Source organism: [Leptolyngbya] sp. PCC 7376 (assembly GCF_000316605.1).
GTDB lineage: Bacteria > Cyanobacteriota > Cyanobacteriia > Cyanobacteriales > MRBY01 > MRBY01.
Genome location: NC_019683.1, coordinates 3,985,691 through 4,006,826 on the forward strand (window position 1 = coordinate 3,985,691; position 21,136 = coordinate 4,006,826).

Consider the following 21,136-nt stretch of genomic DNA (forward strand, 5'->3'; position numbering starts at 1 on the left):
GAGTATTTTTACTGACATAAATGAACGGGTAAGTTTCTAGAAATCAGATAACACTTCCACTGGTGCGCCATTGACTAGGCGGTTTTGGCCTTCGACGACCAAAAGCTCTCCAGGTCGAACACCTTTGATAATTTCCCGTTTCGACAACCCTTCGATTCCTGGCTGAATCTGTCGCTGTTCAACTGTGTTATCCGACTCATTCACCACAAAAACATAGGGGCGGCGATCGCGGAAAATAAAAGCACTAAAAGGGGCAACGGCAGCAGAAGGTTTCGTTTCAGTGGCGATCCATGCAGACACTGATTGACCGTCCTGAAGCGTTGCACCGCCTGACTCGATGCGGATGGTAACTCGAATAGACCGTTCGCCGGGCGATACAGAGGGACTCACCGAAAATACTCTGCCTCGGGCACTGGCTAAGGTATTTAAGTCCTGACCAGTAAAATTATTAGCATTTACTTGACTGCGATCGCCATCCAAGATGATTAAAGCCTGTTGACCGGGTTGAACTTCCTCACCTTGGTAAGCAGGCAACTCCACATTCACTTCAAATTGGGTGGGGTCGATCATAATAATCGGGAGCCGTTCGACAATCGTGTCATAGTCGCCGCCCGCATTAATAATCTGTGGTGTCCAGTAATCTCCTTGCCGAATATTGAGCCGCGCAATTACACCATCAAACGGTGCAATAAGTTGGGTATCTTCACTATTAATGGTGCTTTGGCTAAGCCTTGCATCAGCAGAACGAATTCCGGCCTCGGCTGTGTCTACTTGAGTTCTGGCAGCAGCGACCTGTGCTTCTGTGGACTCGACTGCGGCGATCGCCGCTTTTGTTGAGGCTCTGGCATTTTTGAGGTCGGTAACGCGCACATCCACTGCCCGTTCCTCAATTGCTCCCTCTTCTAACAAATCTTCGTAGCGTTTTAGATCTGTCTCGGCAAATTCCTCATTCGTTTTTGCTCGCTCCAAATCCGCTTTCACTTGAACCAGAGAGGCTTCGGCTTGTTTTAAACTGGCGATCGCATTCTGAACTTGGTTATTTGCTTCAATTTTTCCGGTGGTCGCAACGGTAATGTCTGCGTCATATTTACGGCGATCAACCTGCGCTAATAATTCACCCTGTCGCACAAAATCCCCTTCTCGCAAATCCCGGCCACCGACTTGTCTGAGATAATTGATCGTGCCTTCCGCCTGAAACGTTAAATGCTTTTTCACGAGGGCACTGACATAGCCATCCCCAAATGTCCAAGAACGAATCGCTTCATTTTTGACTGGGATCGTTTTAACTGTGATCCGTGCCTGCTCTGTCGTTGCTTCCTGTGAAGTTGTCTCAGATTTCGGTGAGGCGATCGCCCAGATTATCCCAATTCCCAGCACAACTCCCGCAGCCCCTAGCACCCAAACCTTCCAACTCAGATCAAAAGGAAATCTAGGAGACGGAGGCGTTGCGACAACAACATCAGTCTCTTGCTCCTCAATAGTAGGTTCCGGCGATAGAGTACTCTGTTGCTCGTTTTCCATGGGACTAGTGTGGTGGTAAATGGACTAAACAGATCGAGGCAGTAGCGTGGCGATCGCTCATGTCGGATGACTTATCCTCAAATTTAAAAGCTTCTTGTGAAAAATATAACCGTACTGAAATATATCGAGAGAATTTTTGACTGGATTAAAGTGATTTTGGGTGTCTTTAAAATTTTTAGGCTGAGTTAGTCATGGGCGTCGTGAGATGAGATAGCCTCCCACCAGAATGGCAATAAAAATACTGGAATACATTTGACCAGCGATCGCCTCTAGATTTGTGAGGACTAAGGCAAGATCTCCTTTGGGGACAATATCGCCATAGCCCAAAGTCGTGAGGGTCGTAAAGCTAAAGTGCAGTGCCCGCAGAAATGAAGCGTCAGGATTTAAAGGTGGTGAAAAAGCTTCTGGGTTGGCGATCGCCACCATGCCATAGAGCAATGCCCAAATAAAACCGAGCAGAAGATAAACGCTAATCCCTCCCTGAACCGTATCTAAAGTGGCTTTCGGATTAGCTACAATATCTCGCGAAATCCAATAAGCTGAACCTCCTAAATACAACGCAAAACTCCCCTGAACAATGATGCCTAAAATTGGACGCGAAGCGGGAAAAATATCCAGGATAGAAATGATTTGCAGGCTAAACGCAAATAATGCCAAGCCCATATAGATAGTGAGAAAAAGGCGCGGTAGGTCAATACTTTTAAGGATGGCAACGAGAGTATAGAGCAGCAGCAGCCCAGGAACGATCTCGCCCGGCCCATTGCGCAGAAAAGGGCTAATCACAAATGTAAATATCAATATCAAAAGTAATTGCCGATATTTTTCTGCGTGGTTATGAAAGAGTTTGTTTGAGTTCAGTTGAGATTTCATTCGCTCGATAATCTCTTTTAAAGCAATTGTTTCAACAATAGAAGACTAGCCAAAGCTTCATCTAATCTTTCTGGTAAAGAAAACAGGGCGATCGCCTCTCGTCTCCAGAAAAGGGATTCTAAGCAGTTTTCGTGAAGAACCAGAAATGTTCTCTATTATTTTGGATGAACAGAGAATTTCCAACGAGACGAAGAAAATGGAATCCCAGAGTGAATTTGAAGCTGTTAAGCAGATATTGGCAACTAGCCCAATGTTTCATATGGAAGCGGATAGTAAAAAATTGGTGGTGAGACGACGTCGGAAGTTTGCTCCAAGGCGCGGTGCTTTTCGTCTATTGCTGCCCCATTCTTTGGCGATCATTTCTGAAAATACAAAGTCAACCAAACCAACCCAGTATTTTGTTCGACCTGATTCCCTCGCGATTTTTATGACGGTTATGTTGATCGGGGCGATCGCCGTTGAGATTTTTATGGATCGTGCCACATACCCTCGGGACTATCCACCAGCCTTTGTTTATGCTTTGAGCACTATTTATATCGGAGGATTAATCACCGAAATCACTTACACCAAAAAGCAACTAAGCCAATTACTCGAACAAATGAAGCGATAATTTTCGTTCTCGACCAATGGCTAACTTCAGCTAAATTCTTTTGTAAACCGTAAAGTTTTTGCATCGCGCCAAGGCTATCTTTGGCAGGCTGCGGCAGGATATGGGCAGAAATTTAGCTATCGTCAATACGAAAAGAGAAGCCAGTGAAAATAGCAATCACCGCTGCCAGTGGACAATTAGGATGGGCGATCACCAACGCAACTATCGCATTAGTGGGCAAAGCAAATGTAGTCGGACTGGCTCGCACTCCTGAGAAAGCAAAGGATTTGGGGATTGAAATTCGTCCCGGTGATTACAACGATCCAAGTGCTTTAAAAACATCGTTGCAGGGTATCGATGCGGTGCTATTAGTTTCGGGAATGGATGCGCCAGATAAACGGATTGGTCAACATCGAAATGTCATCGAAGCCGCCAAAATTAGCGGCGTTAAAAAGATTGTTGGCATTGGTGAATTGAGGTATGAATCTATGAGGGTCAAGGTACAGGGACATCCCAGAACTTGAGATAGTGAATCAGCAATCGAATCGAATGCTCTAACATTTCCACAGACTTTGAATAACATAAGGTCTTTCGATGGAGTCGAGCGAGATAATGCCGCAATCGAGTGTTCTCGCCTTCGATACGAGTCATGTAGGTCTTACTGATAATCTGGTCACCATCAGGTACAAACATGGGATAAACTTTCCAGCCATCTGTGACGTAAAAGAAGCATCTCCAGAGACTAACGATTGCCCATAGTGGCTTGAATGTCTCTGCACTTCTGTCACCAATAGTCCAAGCAAGAATACCTCGTTGAAAGTGGTCTACTGCTGTCCAGAGCCAGACCTTGTTTTTTTAGCACCGACGAATGTTTGAAGTTCATCGAGTTCCCCGACCTGAGGCATCTCTTCCGGTTCATAAGCATCAGGCAGCAATGCACCGACTTGTTTGACCCAAGTGATGACGGTAGTGTGGTGCACTCCTTTCACCCGTTCAATTGCTCGAAAGCCCATGCCGTTGACATACATTTTGAGGCATTCACGTTTGAAGGCATTTGAGTAGCCGAGCCGACTATAGTGGTCGATAAACTGACGACCGCAATCTACACAGATGTGATTCTGTTTGCCTTTTTTCTTTCCGTTCTTACGGATATGAGCAGATTGGCATTCTGGACATTCCATTGGGTCTGCATCCTCAAATTCATACTCCTATTCTGCAACGCCAGATTGTTTATACCAGCGTTCAGGGAGCCGAAGAAGATACGGTTTTTTCTCCCGTGATTCAGTCCAACCGTCAAACAGAAGAGGATGTCCGCAATAGTGGCATGAATTGGGCGATCGGACGGAATGGGATTTATATCGAGCCGGACATTGAATATATTGAAACTTACAAAAAATTAGGTGGCATTTCTAATTGTGCTGGCGATGGCAAATGCGGTTATACGATGCGACCAGAATTGGCTTATGCCTATGCGCGAATGCTCACGGAAGAAAAGCATAACGGTCAGACTTATAACTTGCACGGTGAAGCGATGACGCAATACCAACTGGCTGAATATATGAGCAGCGCTTTTGGGACAAATCTGACCTACACACCCATGACTGTCGAAGAATATCGTCAGGATCGGATTACTGAATTAACGTGAGTTCGGGATAAGCAAGATGGGTCTAATCAAGCTGGAGAGAAGGTTTTTTCGGCTGATGGCAGTAGGCAATGAGCCCGCAAAGCAAGTTAACACAGAAGTTCGCTGGACTACGATGTCTAGAGTGCTCAATCTGAGAAATATTCTTCAGCTGGTCAATGACCGTCTCAATTAAAGCTCGCTTACGGGCAAGGATTTTGTCATGCCAAAGCATCAAGTGATTCTTCATATTGCGCCGAGGCTTAGCCATCAACTTCACATCATGCTCTTCTTGTAAATGCTGTGCCAGAGGTTGAGAGATATAGCCTTTATCTGCAAAAACCTTGCCAAATAAATTCTGCAATAGTTCCAGCACTGGCTTGCGGTCATCAGTGTTGCCGGGGGTGACTTTCACTTGGAGTAACTCGCCACGGTCATTGATTACTAGATGCAGCTTGAAGCCAAAGAACCAACCAACAGATGTTTTACCTTGAGTAGCATGACCTTCAAAAACGCGATGTTGAGAGATACGGCGATTATGGCAAACCTTGATACTGGTGGCATCAATGAAACTAATACCAGTGCATTTGACCTCTTGCAAAAGGTTATGGCAATTCAAAATTGTAAAGACCAGCAATGAGATTGAGTCTTAATCCCCATCTCCGACGGCAGTTACGATATCGACTGGATAAGATGCGGAATCTTTTGAGCATTCTGAATACCATCTCAATGATGATTCTTTGAGCTGCTAAGAGCTGATTCTCCTGTTTCTGCTCGCAGTAAACTCTCCTCCTCTAGGCTTCTTGTGAGGAGTGTGACTCCGCTGATGCCGCTTGTGTATGCCTTGATATCCGGCGTCGGCAAGGCAGAGTTGTCCCTGCTGAAAATGCACTCTACTCTTTTTGAGTAGTTTGAAATCATGGGTGCTACCTTTCTCACAGTCACAACAGATAATCTGTGCCCACTGCCAAGCAATAACTATTTGAGCTTTAAGGGAATGATGCTTTTTTTCCTGAGTAGTAAAGACGTTGTTTTTTTGGGCTTTTCAATCGCCTGTTCTATGGCATCCATCACCACTACTGTCAGAGATAACTCTTCTGAACCATGGAGCTGTTTCATGCTGGGTAAGTGGCAATCGGTTTCTTTGATGAGTGTGTTCTCTGTTTTTTGCACCATGCGACAAACTGTTGATTCATGAATGCCCCATGATTGAGCGATAGGAAAATAAGTGCGATATTCCCTCAGATATTCCAAGGTGAGGAGTAACTGATTTTCCAAGGATACAATACTGGGACGACCGGGTTTTTGCTTTGCTTTAGCTTCTGCTAGGACCTCTACCAGACGATTGAAGGTCTGAAGCTTAACTCCACAGGCTCTCCTGAATTGTTCTGTCGATAAATGTTGGAGCTGTTCGTAAGTTGACATTTTTATCGCTATGACTCTGTTACTTTCCTCTTTTTTCCCTACTCTCACCCCTTTTGCAAGAGGTCAATTGTTGCGGTATCCACCGATGGAGAATCCACCACCCCATAGCTTGGAGAAGAGGGAGGTCATGACTCATCGTTCTCTCCCACTGATGACGCTGAGGGTTAATCCTTTGCCAAGTGCCGTCGTTACGCCATTGGCGAAAGTAGTGGTAAACCGTTTGCCACTTAGGAAAATCATGAGGCAACAAACGCATCAAAGGTCGTAAATGCCATGTGATGGTTGATAGCTTGGGCATCCCTCTAGCAGTGGTAGTCACCGCAGCTCATATCTCTGATATCAAAGGATTGCGATTCCTACTAGAGTGAGTTCAACATCTAGATTTAAATTTAGAGCGCCTCTATTTGCTCTATGTCGATGGAGGCTATCATGGCGCGAATCTCGTGCGCTGGGTGATGAATAGCTTCGGTTGGATATTGGAGGTTGTGTTACGTCCAAAAGAACAAAAGAGTTTTACTCCTCTACCAAGGCGATGGGTTGTAGAAAGAACCTTTGGCTGGTTTTATTGGTGCAGGCGTTTGAGTCGTGATTATGAATGTTCAACCGAAAGTGCAGAAGCTTGGATTTACATTGCCTCTATGCGTCTACTATTAAGACGATTAGCCTGAAACCAGACTTTTCAGACATCCTCTAAGATAGAGACATCTTTTTGGGTTATGGATTTTAGTACTCTTTCAGACTAAATCTCTAACTTTTTCTCTCCCCAATAGCCTTTTCAGACATCCTCTTAGAGGATGTCTGAAAAGTCTTTATGTTTGATAAATACCACGTAATTTCCACGAGGTTAATCGCCTGAAGTGCTTATTTTTGCGTGTAACTCATTTCGACAAACGTTACAATCAGACCCTTTTTAGAGGATGTTTGAAAAGTAGAAGTCTAGGCTAAACGTCGGAGAAGTAAGCGGATAGAAGCTATATAAATCCATGCCTCTGCACTCTCAGTGGAACATTCATAATCTCGACTCAAACGACGACACCAATAAAACCAGCTAAAGGTTCTCTCTACCACCCATCGTCTTGGTAAAGGAGTAAACCCTTTTTGTTCTTTAGAACGTAGGACTATCTCCAATATCCAACCAAAGCTATCCATGACCCATCGCACTAAATTAGAATCACGATAGCCGCCGTCAGCATAAAGCAGATAGAGACGCTCTAGATTTAAGTCCAAGTACTGCACTCGCTCCAATAGCAAACGTAATCCTTGGTTATCGGAAACATTGGCCGCTGTCACCACCGCAGCTATCGTAATACCTAGACTATCAACCATGACATGACGTTTACGACCTTTGACTCCTTTGTTGCCATCAATACCGACATCCTGATGCATCATTGTGGCGGTATCCACCGACTGAGAATCCACCACTCCATAGCTTGGGGATGAGGGCGGTCATGACCAGTAGTTCTCTCCCACTGATGTAATTTGTGATTAATCTGCTGCCATGTGCCATCATCACGCCATTGTCGAAAGTAGTGGTAGACCGTTTGCCATTTGGGAAAGTCATGGGGCAATAGTCTCCAAGCAATGCCACCCATAAGCACGTAAAGTATGGCATTGAGAACATCTCGTAGATTTGTAGAGCGAGGTCTTCCTCCAGACTTCGCCTCAGGCAATAGAGGTTCAATCAGATACCATTGGTCGTCACTCAGGTCTGTTAGATAGGATAGACACATCTTTTTGAGGTTAGAGATTCAGTACTTTTACAGACTAAATCTCTGACTTTTCTTCTGCGCCACCCTTTTCAGACATCCTCTTAGACATCCTCTAAGAGATCACACGAGAAAAAGCACTCAATAATCTCTTATACATTGGCCAAATAGGAGTTTTCAACCTTTGCGTTCATGGTTCTCTTTATGATGCTTTAGTTGGTGATTTAACAACAAACATAAGTGAGTTAAAAAATAGCTAAAGTTTCTTTTTGAACATTTTCTAATACCTACAAGAATATAAGAAGATGTCTTTTCAAAGAATTTAGCAAATGATTCTTGATAAGCTGAAAACTAAAGAGGAATACGGAGGTAAACAACAAATTAAGTTATGTAAACTCAAAGCCAGTCTTAATGATGACACAAGAAATTTCTTTCCAAAGTGCTTACTCTATGTAGACTAAAATCAGCTCTATTCCGACAATCATAAAAGGTATATGAATTTACTATATTCCTTTCATATAGCGGAATACAATCGGGAACTTATCGAATATATATTTACTTGAGAGAAAATTCTTAAAAGGGGAAAATTGCTTAGTGAGTCCCTTACTCTAATTAACTGAGTTACCGATTCCGAAACAAAATATAATTTGAACAAGATAAAGAACAAACGTCAAGGGCGAATTTGATTTTTTTTGAAGTGACGACCATTTGCCTTGATTTTTCGATCCACTTACTTCGCGATGTAGAGGTTATCACATCAAAAAGTCCAGCAACATAGTTGCCATTTTTCCTTCCATAATTTTACTGGTAAAGCTAATAAAAATTGTTTGACGGAAAATCTGTAAACCTATACATTACACATTCCCAATCAATAATTTAAGGACATATAATATAAAAAAGTGATTTTGAGTACTGCAAGTTCATCTACTTTATGAGTTAGCGTAAGATCAATAGTCTTGCATTATCTAAAGACGAATTCTATAAGGCGATCGCCGAACAATATGACAGAGAATCCCAACCTAGACCCGAACCAACAACCAGCACAGGGTGAAACCAAAGAAGAACAACCACAGGAAAATCCCTGGGTGGAAACCTTTAAAACCCTTGTGACAGCGGGTATCCTAGCTATCGGGATTCGCACATTTGTCGCTGAAGCGCGATATATTCCATCCGAATCGATGTTGCCGACTTTGGAAGTTCAAGACCGCCTCATCATCGAGAAAATCAGCTACCGTTTTAAAGATCCAAAACGTGGTGATGTTGTCGTTTTTCAGCCAACGGAAATCCTTGAACAGCAAAACTACAAGGATGCTTTTATTAAGCGTGTGATCGGTATTCCTGGTGACACTGTTGAAGTTAGTGCTGGGCGAGTTTACGTTAATGGCAAGGAACTAGAAGAAGGGTATATTTACGAGACCCCAGATTATGATTATGGTCCTGTCAGTATTCCTGAAGACCATTACCTAGTTCTTGGAGATAACCGCAATAACAGCTATGACTCTCACTACTGGGGATTTGTCCCTCGCGAAAAGTTAGTCGGAAAAGCCTTTGTTCGTTTTTGGCCTTTTAACCGCGTTGGCACCCTCAGCGAAGAACCTCAGTATGCCGAGGAAACTCCTGTTACTCCCTAGCATCTCGACCCATTGCTCGGTAGGATATAGGGCGATCCATCTCTCGCACAATTATGAGTGACCCTTCCCTGCTGCTCCAAGCCTCCGGACTCCGAAAAAGTTTTGGGGGTATCCATGCTGTTCAAAATGCATACATCGATGTGCCGCAAGGGAATATCACAGGCTTAATTGGGCCTAATGGTGCAGGAAAAACCACCCTTTTTAATCTGCTCTCAAACTTTATCCAACCAGATGAAGGGAAAGTGATCTTTGACGGCCAAGAGGTGCAACATTTGCCTTCCCATGAGATTGCATTGAAAGGATTTGTTCGAACATTTCAAGTGGCACGGGTATTGTCACGGCTGTCAGTCTTAGAAAATATGCTCCTCGCAGCACAGCATCAAACTGGTGAAAATATTCTTAAAGTTTGGTTTCAGCAGGGCAATATTCGTCGTCAGGAAAGAGCGAATCGTGAAAAAGCGATGGCGATTTTAGAGTCTGTCGGATTAGCAGAAAAAGCGCAAGATTATGCGGGTGCATTGTCTGGTGGGCAGAGAAAACTTCTCGAAATGGCGCGGGCCTTGATGAGTGATCCGAAATTAATCTTGCTCGATGAGCCTGCTGCTGGGGTAAATCCGACGCTAATCAACCAGATTTGTGATCACATTGTGCGATGGAATAGTGAGGGAATTTCATTCCTGATTATTGAACACAATATGGACGTGATTATGACTCTCTGTAACCATATTTGGGTGTTGGCGGAAGGGACAAATTTGGCGGATGGCACACCGACAGAAATTCAGAATAATGACCAAGTTCTTGAAGCATATTTAGGATCGTAATTTTAGTGAAATTTCTTTTAACGAATGACGATGGCATTGATGCACCAGGCATTGCAGCTCTAAATCAGGCGATCGCCGGACAAAAAGTTATTGTTGCGCCAAAACATCAAATGTCAGAATGTGGACATCGGTTTACGGTGCGATCGCCTATCGATGTAGAACAACGTTCTGAAGAAGCCTATGCAGTGGATGGCACTCCGGCAGATTGTACGCGGTTAGGCCTGAGTCAATTTGCGGCAGATGTGGACTGGGTATTATCTGGGGTAAATGCTGGCGGTAATCTCGGCGTCGATATTTATACCTCTGGCACTGTTGCATCGGTGCGGGAAGCAACCATTCTCGGTAAACAGGCGATCGCCTTTTCCCATTTTATTCGGCGTCCCCTCGAAATTGACTGGGACTTAGTGACCCATTGGACGACAAAGATTTTTAATGAGTTGAGCGAAAAAGACCTTAAAAAAAATCATTTCTGGAATGTGAATTTACCGCATTTAGTACCCGAAAAAACTCCCGAAGTAATCTACTGTCAACGAAGTACAGCTCCAATGCAAGTTGCTTACGAAAAAATCGAGTCTACCTATCAGTATTCAGGTAGCTATGTCGATCGACCACGCCAATCGAATACCGATGTGGATATTTGTTTTTCTGGCAATATTGCTATTACCCAAATCTCGATTTAAAGGATATTTTAGCTACTAAATAAAAAAGCTAATAATAGTTTAAGTATCCATAGGAAGACAATAGAGCTGATCGCAATAACGAGAACAATAGCTCCGAAGATAAGAATGATTGGTTTCCAGTCAACTTTTTCAGTATTTGTTTCTGTAAGCTCTGACTCTTTAGAATTCCCTTCTTTCAGTTGCGGAACATCTTTTTCAAGTAGTTCTATATTTTTTTGATTAGCTTTCCATGCCACATCAAAAAGATCGCCAGCAACGGGAACCGAACCCGCTAAACTATCTACCAGAATATTAGTAGCCATCTTAACGAGGGTTTCCTGTTTGGCACCGAGACTTGCTGCTTCAAATACGATATAGCTTGAAACAATGAGTGTTAAATAATCGCCGATAGCTGGAAATAAACCGATAATTGGATCGAGTCCGATTTTTTGTTTTGTTCCGGGAATTGGGATGGCATTATCGAGCAGTTTACTCAGCGTTTTGATCTTTTTTAGTCGCTTCAGTTTAGCCGCACTCATAATGATATTTTCCTTATTGATATAGCAAGTTTAGTTTAAATAGTCTTCTAGATTCCAGCCTAAACACTCAATTATTTTTTGAAAATCTTTGAAGATAATATCTTTATTGGTTGCAGTTAGAGATGGGATATGAACAAAAGTCACTTGGGTCGACAACTGCTTTTTTTGGAGATATTCCAACACATGAAAATATAAGCCTTCGCAAACAAATTTCCCAGCATCATTACTAACTGTTGCTTGTCTTAGATTTCCACAAAATTTTTCTAGATTGAGCTGAGTTTGAAAGTGTTTTTCCTTGTAAGAGGCTTGAGATTCTAAGGTTAATATTTGACGAGATTCTGCCATACCACAGCACAAGATGATATCAGGCTGATGTTGGGCGATCGCCGCAATGACTTTTTTACTGGCAAGTTTAGTATCTACTATTAACTGGCGCAGAAAAATAAGCTCAACTTTGGGGAAGTCGAGATCTTGAACCAATGCCAAAAGATCATCTGAAGAATTACTTTGTTGGTGCTCTAACCAAGGTCGAAAAGAGGTTAGTAAAATCTTGCGAGTAGACATTACTCAGCTGATTTGAGTTGTTTGAGACCATACTCTGCCGCAGCACGAATTTGAGGGTGATCATCCTTCGCCATAAATTTCAATGCCGCTAAACTTTTCTCGCAAGGTAAATTTCCCAATGCTTCTGCAAGACGTCGCTTAATGAGCCAGTTATCCGATGAAGCAAAGGCTAATAACTTATCAACGGTATCCACTGCACCAATTTCTCCGAGGGCGGCGATCGCCGCTTGCTGGATCACGACTTCCTCACTGTTCAGAGCTTGAAGTAACGCATCCTTCGCTTCTGGTTTCCCGAGATTTCCTAGAGAAACAGCCGCACTAAATCGCACTAACCAAGACGTATCTTCATAAAATGCCCGCAGCAATGGTTGCAATGCCCGTTCATCTTCCAAATAACCCAGTGCTCCTGCTGCATCCGCCCGAATACCATAGTCTTTATCTGTTTCCAGTAGCTTGATCAGCAATCCATAGGACTCATTCGTTTGCTTTACACCGAGGGCAAAAACTGCCATAGAGCGAATTTGTAGCACATCATCATCAAGGACTTTTTTGATTAATGGCATTGATTCTTCTGCGTTATAGTCCCGTAAATTTGCCAACGCAATCATTCGATCGCGAGAATTCTCACTATCGAGTTGCTGAGAAATTTCGGCTAAACTGAGTTGGGGCATTACAAAACCTGTATGAAAGCTTAATAAAATTGTAATGAATGCCACAAGACTTTTTCAATGGAGCATAGTGAGGTGAACCCTACTAATCCGGTTGTGTTGGTGCATGGTTTTCTAGATCGCCAATATATTTTTAAATCGATGGTGCGTTATCTCAAAGCCAAAGGTTGGAGTGTTTATGCACTCGACCTTATTCCGAATGATGGGCGGAAGTCCCTACCGGAATTGGCATCGCAGTTACAGCTTTTTATTGAAGAAAACCTTAATCATTACCCAAATTTCGATTTGCTCGGCTTTAGTATGGGCGGCTTGGTGACTCGGTATTATCTCCAGCGAATGGGCGGTAATGAGCGAGTGGAACGTTATATTAATGTTTCTGCTCCAAATAATGGCACTTTGACGGCTTTTAGTCTGCCATTTCCGGGAATTAAACAAATGCGCCCCAATAGCGAATTTCTCGAAGATTTAAATCATGATGTGGAATCTTGCCTCGAAAAAATCCGGGTGACTTGGATGTGGACACCATTTGATTTGATGATTTTGCCAGCAGACAGTACACGTCTTCCCATTGGGCGCGAAGTGAAACTACCAGTAGCATTTCATCCATGGATGCTCAGTGACCCAAAAGCGCTGGCTGAAATTGAAAAAGCATTACTCGAACCCTAAATCGTGAGGATAATGTTGTGAATGTAGAGGGGAGGATTTGAGGCGATCGCCAAACATTGTGGTCTGATGGCTGCGTGACGAGATATTGCACTTTACTGGGATTTGTGAATAGGAGCTAAAAACTTAGTCTAGACTGCTGAGATTAGATAAACCCTAAAACGAGTCGGTATCAGCTGTACCCAGTTTTGCATTATCAATGAAGAAAAAACTAGGCTTTCTCGGCAGTATCACAATCGAGCAAGATGGTTCTAAACACTTTCGTTTAGTCTATCGGCCAATTTTATTGTGGCTATGTTCTGTTTTTTTGAGCCTTGTTTTAGGCGCACCTTGTGTCTGGGCAATTATTAATCATTCTGATTTTCGGATCTTTGCTAGCTTATCCTGTATGGGATTTATCTTTTTTGCAATTGATTTACTCCGTCATTTAGGCTCGATTGTGACAATAGATTTTAGTAAATCCCAAGGCTATTTCAGATATAAAAAGAGTCTCTTCGGTCGTCGATGGCAACAAACATTTAGCCTCAATGAGCTGGTTCGAGTTGAGGCGATCGCCTCACAAAACTCATCGTCAAAAATTTGTTTATTGTTGACCACCGCCAACCCAATTTATATAGACTTATTTCTCAGGCGATCTCCTCATGTGATTGTCAATAAAATCAATCAATTTTTAAATTACTCATAGAAAAAGCAATACCCTAATTCTCCGTAGTCTTTTGGGGGTTAGGACATCGCTAAATCATTATTTAAAGATACTTATTTCTGGAGTTTAGAGTGACTTTTTATCCTGAATCTTTGTATCAAGATTAACCAAAAGGTTATTCCATTCTTCAATTAAGATTGCTGTTGTGGTATCTATAGGTGTTTCTGTCTCTTGGTAGAGACGAGCAACTGCATCCACGGTATCTAGCCAGCTTTGTTGTTGTAAATAATTTGCTGTATCAAAATTTGTTGTAATTTCAGCGTTCCGAGAAACAACGATATCTATAGAGCGACTACCATTAATGTCTAGAACAACATTATCTATATCCTCTTCTAATAATTCCTCTGAAGCCCCACAGGCAACCTCAATCACTGCAAGATAGGTTTCTTGATCAGATAAACCTTCATCGTACTGAGGAACCTTAAGGCTAATCAGACTACCTTCAGTTAATTTATCCTTAACACGAACAATAGGGAAATCAAAATTTGCGGTGTTCTCTAATAAAGTATCTGGGGCAATGGTTAAGTTGGCATCGAGGTCTGGCGCCATATTTTCTTTTGTCTGGAGCGAATCAAAGACTTCTGCCTCTGTAAGGTAAGGGGTTAAATAGAGACTCGCTTGTACAAATGTTTCTTCTTCTTCTGTCTGACTAGGCTCAGCATACAGCCAAAAAGTTGGGTGAGAATTCCCTGTTGTACTAAATTTATGCTCTGGGATGATAGCGGCATAGGTGCAACTATCTGTCACAACAATTGATGTCTCTTCTTCACTGCGGGTTGCGCCACCCGTACCGCCTTGAAGACCACCATTTTCATCGGGTGGTGCGTCAAAATTTGCTTCTTGGAAGAGTTTAGATGTTGGCGGAGAAGACTGAGCATAGCTAGTTTCCGCAATAGCAGCGATCGCCACCATGCTGAGTAGCGCGAGTTTAAGGGATTTTGATAGAAGAGAAAACATGTGGGATCGTAGATACTTAGAAAGTTCTGGATAGTATGACGTTATTGGTCAGACAAAAGATTCAGCTATCGAAAAATATTATTTCAGAGCACAGCGAAAATTTTGGGGAAGTTTTATTCTCTATTTTCTAGAAGAAGCTGATGATTTCCGACAATTTTCCGATGAAGTTTTAATAATATCCATATAAGGCTAATTGACCCTCGCTAGAACCAGTTGCCCACCATGACAAAAGGTGCCCAATAGTACGGGTGCTGGAAAGCCGAATTTTCTGAGAGCAAGGATAGTTGAGCTTGGCGCAGGGCTTCGGATTTGGTTGTGTTTGGCTGCTGTAAGTTTTCATAAAATTTGGCGATCGCCTGGGCTGTGGAAGCATCATTTACTGACCAGAGGGTTGCCACTGTAGTTCGAACACCAGAGCGAACTGCAAGCCCTGCCAAACCTAGGGCTGCACGGTCATCTCCCGCAGCAGTTTGGCAAGCACTCAGCACCAACAAATCAATCGGGACTTCGTTGGCTAATGAGCGTTGTTCAACGATACTTTTCAAACCTTCAATCGAAATTTTTTCGTCCCAAGTCAGCAAAAATGTTTCATTGGGATCAGAGCTAAATTGTCCGTGAGTCGCGAGGTGGACGATGGGGTAAGCAAATTCGTCAATTGTGCTTTGAAAGGCTTTTGTCGTGAATGAATCGTTAAAGAGAGTTTGTTCGGTAAAACTTTTCCTAATGGTTTCAACTTCGGCAGCAACAGCGGGTAAAGCGCTAAATCCTTGGCGGGCTTCAGTGAGGGCCCCAATAATCATTTGTTGGGATTGTTTGCTAGAAAGTTCCGGGGGCTGGAGGAGTTGTAAACCTGGGGTGAGGGCGATCGCATATTTCTCGATGAGATACCGTTGTCCATCATGCAAAGCTGCCATCGGAATATTCCGCAGACCACCGTCCAACACAAAAACAAGGGTTTGAATATCTTGCTCTTTTAACTGTGGTTCAACGGGCTGAATGAGCCACTGGTAAAGGCCTTGGGAGAGTTGTAGACGAGAAACATTCGGATAGCTTGGGTTGAGAATAGCTCGCCGCTGTCGCTGAATCACCTTTTCTAGATCGGTCTGCTTCGCGGGAGTGCTGTGGTAGATGTATTGGTCTTGGGGGTCTGTTTTTGTTTTATCCGAATTATTTTTAGTTTGGGGCGATCGCCCTGAAGGAAGATAAGTGATGACTGCAAGGCGTTCAGGCAAAATAATGGGATAAACGACGGCAGCGTGGGGATCGTTATTTTGGATTAGCTCATTAATAGAAGTCGGCTCAAGATCGATGCAGGCAGTCCGAAAAAAGTTTGCCAACTCAGACACTTGTAGAGCTTCGATTACTCCGCGGGCAGCTTCAATATTTTGGCGACTCGGCTGGTCTTGACCAGCAGTTGGCGTGAGTAAAACATCGACATATTCGCGATAAATAGGTTCAACACGTTCTCGAAAATCAAACTGGACATCTGTATCAACAGCGATTAGATCACCTCGGATTTTGTTCAACGCTGTGATCGCAATGTCATAGTAATTAGCCGATAATTTATAGTTTTGCGCTTTATCGTTGGGGCGATCGCCATTTTGATCTCCTTGTTCGCGGTAGGTTTTGCCAAGTTGACTAGCCCACCGGAAAATCAGATCTTCGGCATTGAGCATCTGGGATAACTCAAATGCTTGTTGCGAAAAGGTTTGGGCTTTAGTAAGCTGATTTTGTTTGAGATAAAATACACCCAATGTGCCAAGGGCATAGGATTCGGCACGGACATCATTAAGGGTCTGAGCTTTGGCGATCGCCTCATGAAGCAATTCGACAATTTGTTGGGGTTGGGAATAATCAGGAATGCGTTGCAAACTATCGGCGAAATTTACCAAGGCATAAATATTACTGCGATTGGCAGGTAGCCCAAGGATTTTTGTTTGTAGTTCTGCCTGAATGTCCTGGATTTGGCCATACTTCTTCTGTTCGACAAGAACACGCAGTTGACTCAGTAATGCCTTGACACGAATAGTTTCGCTATCAGCTTCTGAATAGGCTTTCTCATAATAGGCGATCGCCTCATTTCCCTTTTTTTGTTGCTTGGCAATACTCCCTAAGTGCAAATAAATAGTCGTAGGATTAATTTGATTATCTTCAGCAATTTTTAAACTTTTCTCAAATGCTGTTTTGGCACTTAAAATCTCATCGATATCTTTATCTTGATTTTCCTTCTCTGTTGCTTTTGTTTGAGATAAATCATCTTCCAATTGCCCAATAGCGACTAAAGCCAAACCCAAACTTCGGAGCTGTTGAATTTGTAATAATGGGTCACTTCCTTGAAGCACTTGTGGCGTTAGCTCGCTGAGAATATTACGAGCACGCCGATAAAAACCGAGGGTTTGTAATGCTTGAGATTGATTGATTCGAGTACCAAGAATGCCTGTTTTATCATCGAGTTTACGATAGAGTTTTTCTGCCTGTTGCCATGTTTGAAATGCAGTTTCTGCCTGTCCTTTTTTTAGCTGTAAACGACCTTGGTTATTTAAACTTTGGGCATAGGTGAAAGTTGCCTGATCTTGTCCTTGAAAGGCGATCGCCTCAGAGAGAGATTGTTCGGCTGCATCCCATAATCCCAGTTGTTGTTGCGTGAGGGAGAGGATGTTGAGGTAATAGGCTATATCTTCTTGATTATTTTGTTGACGGGCAGTGGCGATCGCCTGTTCAAGTAATGCGTTTGCTTCGGTATAACGTTCTTGTGAATAGGCCTGTTTAATCGCTGCAGTAAGGGCCTCGCCTGTTTGTCGCTGTGAGATAGATGGCGAGACATTAGGCATTGTGAAGCTGTAGCTCGTTGCACTGAGGAGACTCCCCCACAGAGCACATCCGCCAATTAACCCAAAGATATAAGAACGATTTTTCATGGGTTAATTTTAGCCTATGACGATAAGCTGAGTTCTTCGATTATTTAAAGTAACTTTCTTTTTTATTTTGAAACATCTCTCAAAATCGATACTTTACAGAGCAATTTCTCTGATACCAGCTTTCTCTAACAGTAGCCTGGCTTGCTCTAATTTATCAGCTAAAATATTGGTCAGTGTCTCTAGCTCTTCAATTTTTTTATGGCAGCTATTCAACTCTTTTTGCTGCTTCTTTGCTTCTATTTGGCGACTGACACGAATTAAAACTTCTTGAAATCGAAAAGGCTTTGTGATGTAGTCAACACCACCTATATCAAATGCTTTGAGTTTAGAAACAACATCATCTTGGGCGCTTAGAAAAATAACTGGGATATCTTTTGTCTTGGGTAATTCTTTTAAGCGAAAACAGAGTTCGAAACCATCCATTCCAGGCATTTTTATATCGAGAAGAATGATATCTGGTTGTTCGAAAACGACAGATTTTAAAGCCATATTGCCATTAATTGCTTGGCGGACAACATAGTCTTCAGCGAGTAATACATCTGATAGTAAGTGCAAGTTTTCTGGCTTGTCATCAACAATTAAGATACTTGTTTTTTCCATCATGCAACTCCCTTTTTATGAAATTAGATTCCGAGATAATTCCAGTTGAATTGGCCTCTCGCGACAACCAAAGCTACTGACTTGGTTTTTAGGTTTAGCTAACTTCTTCTTGAATTTCAGGGCGTTATCTGGAATTTCTGCATTTTTTTTCGGGCGATCGCCAAGGATTTTCGATCTCGCGCTGGGCAAACAGTTGAATGTGTCCCTCTGGCGTTCGTTCCCACTTTGTAACTTGTCGGATCGATTGTGATTGTGTTGAAACTATGGGGGTGTGTTTGGTGAAGGATGTCATCGTGGGCGATCGCCGCCAATCAGTCCATGCATCAGCAGAAAGTAAATTATCGGGACTTGTTGGAATGCCACCTCGTCCTGATGTTGTAAAAGTATTCACCCGCGCAACATCACAACGATCCGTAATCAGATTACTCGGATCATTCAAAGTCACAGGCAGTTTGGCCACACTAGACACTGGGTCAACATCCAGAACATTCAACGTTACAACACCATCAAACTCAACGCCTAGTCGGGATGATGCTGTGATGTCACTATCTGGAGTTCGCATCTCTCGAAAGACAGCACCATAGACACCTGTTGCATTTACGGTGACCTGCCCAGCCTCGCTATTCGCAGAATTTGCGGTGATATCACTATTGTTACTGGCTAGCAAAAACCCAACATTGAACGTAATGTTCCCCCCGGTGGCATTGCCTATCGCATTGCTACTGACGAAATTCTCATTAGAGAAAAAGACAAATTCACTCAGGTCAAAATTAATATTGGCATCGTCGCCAGCAGAAGCCTCGGCCTTGATAAAACTATTGTCTGCAAATAGGCGATCGCCACTGATATTAATACTGCCAGCGCCACCACCCACGACATTACTGACCGAAATCTGTGCACCCTGTGTAATCAAGCTTTCCCCTGCATGGAAAAATACATTGCCCGCATCGCCACTACTTTCTGAAACAGAAAAAATACCACTGGGTAAAATCCCTCGATCAAAAAAGAATGAACTGTCTTGAGTATTGTCTTCAAGTTGCGTATTGATGCCTGAAATCAAGGCCTGCTCTGTTACAACAACTTCGACATTGCCACCATTCGCACCACTAAAAGTAGATGCAGAAATTTGGCTCCCATCCAGAACCCTCAAATTTTTAGCGAGTACTTTAACTCCACCACCAACATTGCTGGCATCAGAGTTACTAATAGATTGAATACTGCTAGGACGCTCGACTGAACTCTCTAGAACAACATCTCCTGTTGCGTTGACAAAAATTCTGCCGCCTTCGCCTCCAGTGCTGGTTGAAGTATTAATCTGTGCACCATTAATAATAAATAAATCCTTGGTTTCGACGATAACCAAGCCACCATCACCATCTCCACCAACATTGTTGAGAACTCTCGTGCCACTGGTCAGGCCTACAGGCTGACTGGTATCTGCACCTGACGCCACTAAGCGCACAAAATCTGAAGCCATAATACGAATCAGTCCGCCATTCCCATCCGATAATGTATCCGTTGTGACTAGGGAGTCAGAGAGATTAAAAGTCTTGGTTTCAACAATAAATGAGCCACCATTACCACTACTCCCATTTCTTGTGACTAACCCAATGAGGCTATCTTCAATGCGAACATTCTGAAAATTGAAAAAGATATCACCGCCATCTACTGCACCATCTAGAGGGGCAAATAACTGGGAATTCTCTAACAATGCAAAGTTACGACCAATAAAATTTAGGGAGCCGCCATTTAATGTATTTACAATGCTGCCGTTCGTGATCGTAATATCTCCACGGGCGATCGCCGGATTCACTAAATCACCTAATGATTTAATCGATGTCAGAGTGCGGTTAATGCCATTTGGTAGACGGACTGTACCAGCTTCTCCGACACTAACGAAAAGAATTTCTACAGGGTTCTGAGTAGATCCAAAGTTAACGTCACTTCCATTTAGCGTAATATCACCGCCATAGAGCATAAACTCTTGCGCTTCATCGAGGCTGATATTCACTTGGTTAAGAAGAATAGGGGCAGGATTTTGACCAAACTGTAGACCGATGGGAGCCGTAACTGTCAGTAAAGGAATGTGATTACTGACGGCACTAAATACCGTGTTATCTGCGAACTTAATGGCTTCAGCAGTGGAGCCAATAAATGCTCCTTGTAAATCTAGACTGGCATCTGGCCCAAAACTTAAGCCTTTTGGGTTTAGGAGATAAAAGTCACTGCCGCCCATCGCATCATTAAGGACATTTAGAGAGCCATTAATAATGCTGGCAGAATCTCCAGTGACCCGCGAAATAATTCTGTTGGCACCTTGAGCATCGAAATAAACTGATTCATTGCTGCTAATCCCAAACTCACCAAAGCTATGGAATAAATTAGCGCCATTATTACTCAAAAGGCCTTGGTCGATGATGATGCTATCTCGAGGTTCTCCTCGTATCGAATTCCGAATCAGTGTATTGGTCGTATTATTTTGATCTATGGTGATCCCAGTGATTGAAGGAGGGGAGCCAACACCGGGAGGCATGGACTGGGCGATCGCCATAGAAGAGAACCCACTGATTTGGAGACAAAGCCCTCCAAAAATAAGTGCAGCAATGGGGCAGTTGCTTTTCTCAATCCTCTGTGTTGCCATGAATGCCTCCCCCCCCAAACATCAAGTGGATTTGAGATAA

23 protein-coding genes and 2 pseudogenes are annotated in these 21,136 nt (G+C 43.1%); 9 read left to right on the forward strand and 16 right to left on the reverse strand.

The genetic code is table 11. The features are described from left to right. Positions 1–36: 36 nt before the first annotated feature. Complete coding sequence (locus LEPTO7376_RS17945; protein ID WP_015135524.1) at positions 37–1,521, reverse strand: efflux RND transporter periplasmic adaptor subunit; 1,485 nt, start codon at positions 1,519–1,521, stop codon at positions 37–39. A 189-nt stretch (positions 1,522–1,710) separates the two neighbouring features. Continuing rightward, positions 1,711–2,304, reverse strand: a complete 594-nt coding sequence (locus LEPTO7376_RS17950) for a potassium channel family protein (RefSeq protein WP_225901124.1) — start codon at positions 2,302–2,304, stop codon at positions 1,711–1,713. Between the two features lie 232 nt (positions 2,305–2,536). Between LEPTO7376_RS17950 and LEPTO7376_RS17955 the strand changes: the two genes are divergently transcribed. Next, positions 2,537–3,001: a hypothetical protein gene (locus LEPTO7376_RS17955; RefSeq protein ID WP_015135526.1), complete on the forward strand. Its 465-nt coding sequence runs from the start codon at positions 2,537–2,539 to the stop codon at positions 2,999–3,001. A gap of 143 nt (positions 3,002–3,144) precedes the next feature. Then, positions 3,145–3,504, forward strand: coding sequence for an NAD(P)H-binding protein (locus tag LEPTO7376_RS17960; RefSeq protein WP_083891156.1), 360 nt, complete (start codon positions 3,145–3,147; stop codon positions 3,502–3,504). On the opposite strand, the gene LEPTO7376_RS25075 is transcribed toward LEPTO7376_RS17960, so the two are convergent. Then, positions 3,476–4,161, reverse strand: a protein-coding gene (locus LEPTO7376_RS25075; RefSeq protein WP_015135527.1) for an IS1 family transposase whose coding sequence is annotated in 2 segments (ribosomal slippage) — positions 3,476–3,837 and positions 3,837–4,161 — 687 coding nt in all. Because the reading frame shifts where the segments join, the coding sequence is not laid out codon by codon here. The genes LEPTO7376_RS17960 and LEPTO7376_RS25075 overlap by 29 nt on opposite strands. Here LEPTO7376_RS25075 and LEPTO7376_RS17970 point away from each other — a divergent pair. Continuing rightward, entirely contained in the window at positions 4,161–4,625 is a 465-nt protein-coding gene (locus LEPTO7376_RS17970) for a hypothetical protein (RefSeq protein ID WP_216700255.1), read from the forward strand. The two genes, LEPTO7376_RS25075 and LEPTO7376_RS17970, sit on opposite strands and share 1 nt — an antisense overlap. Positions 4,626–4,647: 22 nt before the next feature. On the opposite strand, the gene LEPTO7376_RS17975 is transcribed toward LEPTO7376_RS17970, so the two are convergent. The 5 genes and pseudogenes from LEPTO7376_RS17975 to LEPTO7376_RS26570 form a co-directional block, all read right to left on the reverse strand. Continuing rightward, the gene (locus LEPTO7376_RS17975) at positions 4,648–5,244 is read right to left on the reverse strand and encodes an IS982 family transposase (protein WP_264309035.1); all 597 of its coding nucleotides are present in this window, start codon (positions 5,242–5,244) and stop codon (positions 4,648–4,650) included. Further along, positions 5,207–5,326: a hypothetical protein gene (locus LEPTO7376_RS28755; protein WP_315861532.1), complete on the reverse strand. Its 120-nt coding sequence runs from the start codon at positions 5,324–5,326 to the stop codon at positions 5,207–5,209. Before LEPTO7376_RS28755 ends, LEPTO7376_RS17975 begins: the two co-directional genes overlap by 38 nt. 23 nt (positions 5,327–5,349) lie before the next feature. After that, positions 5,350–5,583 carry a transposase family protein gene (locus tag LEPTO7376_RS28760; RefSeq protein WP_315861595.1) on the reverse strand — a complete coding sequence of 78 codons (234 nt, stop codon included), beginning with the start codon at positions 5,581–5,583 and terminating at the stop codon, positions 5,350–5,352. After that, positions 5,580–6,026: a transposase family protein gene (locus tag LEPTO7376_RS28765; RefSeq protein ID WP_041763972.1), complete on the reverse strand. Its 447-nt coding sequence runs from the start codon at positions 6,024–6,026 to the stop codon at positions 5,580–5,582. Before LEPTO7376_RS28765 ends, LEPTO7376_RS28760 begins: the two co-directional genes overlap by 4 nt. Positions 6,027–6,185: 159 nt before the next feature. Continuing rightward, positions 6,186–6,279 (reverse strand): annotated as a pseudogene (locus tag LEPTO7376_RS26570) (transposase); the annotation flags it as partial. 25 nt (positions 6,280–6,304) lie between these two features. Between LEPTO7376_RS26570 and LEPTO7376_RS29210 the strand changes: the two are divergent. Continuing rightward, positions 6,305–6,694: pseudogene (locus LEPTO7376_RS29210) on the forward strand (transposase). A 268-nt stretch (positions 6,695–6,962) separates the two neighbouring features. On the opposite strand, the gene LEPTO7376_RS17985 reads toward LEPTO7376_RS29210, so the two are convergent. Next, a protein-coding gene (locus tag LEPTO7376_RS17985) for an IS5 family transposase (protein WP_225901125.1) occupies positions 6,963–7,756 on the reverse strand; the annotation gives its coding sequence in 2 pieces (ribosomal slippage) (positions 6,963–7,451 and positions 7,454–7,756; 792 coding nt in all). A gap of 977 nt (positions 7,757–8,733) precedes the next feature. Here LEPTO7376_RS17985 and lepB point away from each other — a divergent pair. From lepB to surE, 3 genes are read left to right on the forward strand one after another with little or no spacing between them, the layout of a single operon-like run. Further along, on the forward strand, positions 8,734–9,363 hold the full coding sequence (lepB, locus tag LEPTO7376_RS17990; RefSeq protein WP_015135529.1) for a signal peptidase I: 630 nt from the start codon (positions 8,734–8,736) through the stop codon (positions 9,361–9,363). Between the two features lie 53 nt (positions 9,364–9,416). Next, positions 9,417–10,184: an ABC transporter ATP-binding protein gene (locus LEPTO7376_RS17995; protein ID WP_015135530.1), complete on the forward strand. Its 768-nt coding sequence runs from the start codon at positions 9,417–9,419 to the stop codon at positions 10,182–10,184. 5 nt (positions 10,185–10,189) lie between these two features. Next, positions 10,190–10,864, forward strand: coding sequence for a 5'/3'-nucleotidase SurE (surE, locus tag LEPTO7376_RS18000; protein WP_015135531.1), 675 nt, complete (start codon positions 10,190–10,192; stop codon positions 10,862–10,864). Between the two features lie 8 nt (positions 10,865–10,872). Here surE and LEPTO7376_RS18005 read toward each other — a convergent pair whose 3' ends face one another. From LEPTO7376_RS18005 to LEPTO7376_RS18015, 3 genes are read right to left on the reverse strand one after another with little or no spacing between them, the layout of a single operon-like run. Continuing rightward, positions 10,873–11,382, reverse strand: a complete 510-nt coding sequence (locus LEPTO7376_RS18005; protein ID WP_015135532.1) for a DUF4112 domain-containing protein — start codon at positions 11,380–11,382, stop codon at positions 10,873–10,875. A 30-nt stretch (positions 11,383–11,412) separates the two neighbouring features. Then, positions 11,413–11,946, reverse strand: coding sequence for a pyrrolidone-carboxylate peptidase (locus LEPTO7376_RS18010; protein ID WP_015135533.1), 534 nt, complete (start codon positions 11,944–11,946; stop codon positions 11,413–11,415). Beyond that, complete coding sequence (locus tag LEPTO7376_RS18015) at positions 11,946–12,617, reverse strand: HEAT repeat domain-containing protein (protein ID WP_015135534.1); 672 nt, start codon at positions 12,615–12,617, stop codon at positions 11,946–11,948. Before LEPTO7376_RS18015 ends, LEPTO7376_RS18010 begins: the two co-directional genes overlap by 1 nt. Positions 12,618–12,674: 57 nt before the next feature. Here LEPTO7376_RS18015 and LEPTO7376_RS18020 point away from each other — a divergent pair, with 57 nt between their 5' ends. Both LEPTO7376_RS18020 and LEPTO7376_RS18025 read left to right on the forward strand, forming a co-directional pair. Next, a complete protein-coding gene (locus LEPTO7376_RS18020) occupies positions 12,675–13,280 on the forward strand; it encodes a triacylglycerol lipase (protein WP_015135535.1) in 606 nt (201 codons plus the stop codon). A 196-nt stretch (positions 13,281–13,476) separates the two neighbouring features. Then, positions 13,477–13,962, forward strand: a complete 486-nt coding sequence (locus LEPTO7376_RS18025) for a hypothetical protein (protein ID WP_015135536.1) — start codon at positions 13,477–13,479, stop codon at positions 13,960–13,962. An 84-nt stretch (positions 13,963–14,046) separates the two neighbouring features. Here the strand turns inward: LEPTO7376_RS18025 and LEPTO7376_RS18030 are convergent, their stop codons facing one another. The 4 genes from LEPTO7376_RS18030 to LEPTO7376_RS18045 form a co-directional block, all read right to left on the reverse strand. Then, a complete protein-coding gene (locus tag LEPTO7376_RS18030; RefSeq protein ID WP_015135537.1) occupies positions 14,047–14,937 on the reverse strand; it encodes a hypothetical protein in 891 nt (296 codons plus the stop codon). Between the two features lie 203 nt (positions 14,938–15,140). Further along, positions 15,141–17,855: a CHAT domain-containing protein gene (locus tag LEPTO7376_RS18035; protein ID WP_015135538.1), complete on the reverse strand. Its 2,715-nt coding sequence runs from the start codon at positions 17,853–17,855 to the stop codon at positions 15,141–15,143. Between the two features lie 93 nt (positions 17,856–17,948). After that, positions 17,949–18,458 (reverse strand): response regulator, encoded by a 510-nt coding sequence (locus LEPTO7376_RS18040; protein WP_216700257.1) that lies wholly within the window; start codon positions 18,456–18,458, stop codon positions 17,949–17,951. A gap of 121 nt (positions 18,459–18,579) precedes the next feature. Continuing rightward, the gene (locus tag LEPTO7376_RS18045; RefSeq protein WP_015135540.1) at positions 18,580–21,096 is read right to left on the reverse strand and encodes a filamentous hemagglutinin N-terminal domain-containing protein; all 2,517 of its coding nucleotides are present in this window, start codon (positions 21,094–21,096) and stop codon (positions 18,580–18,582) included. Positions 21,097–21,136 lie beyond the last annotated feature (40 nt).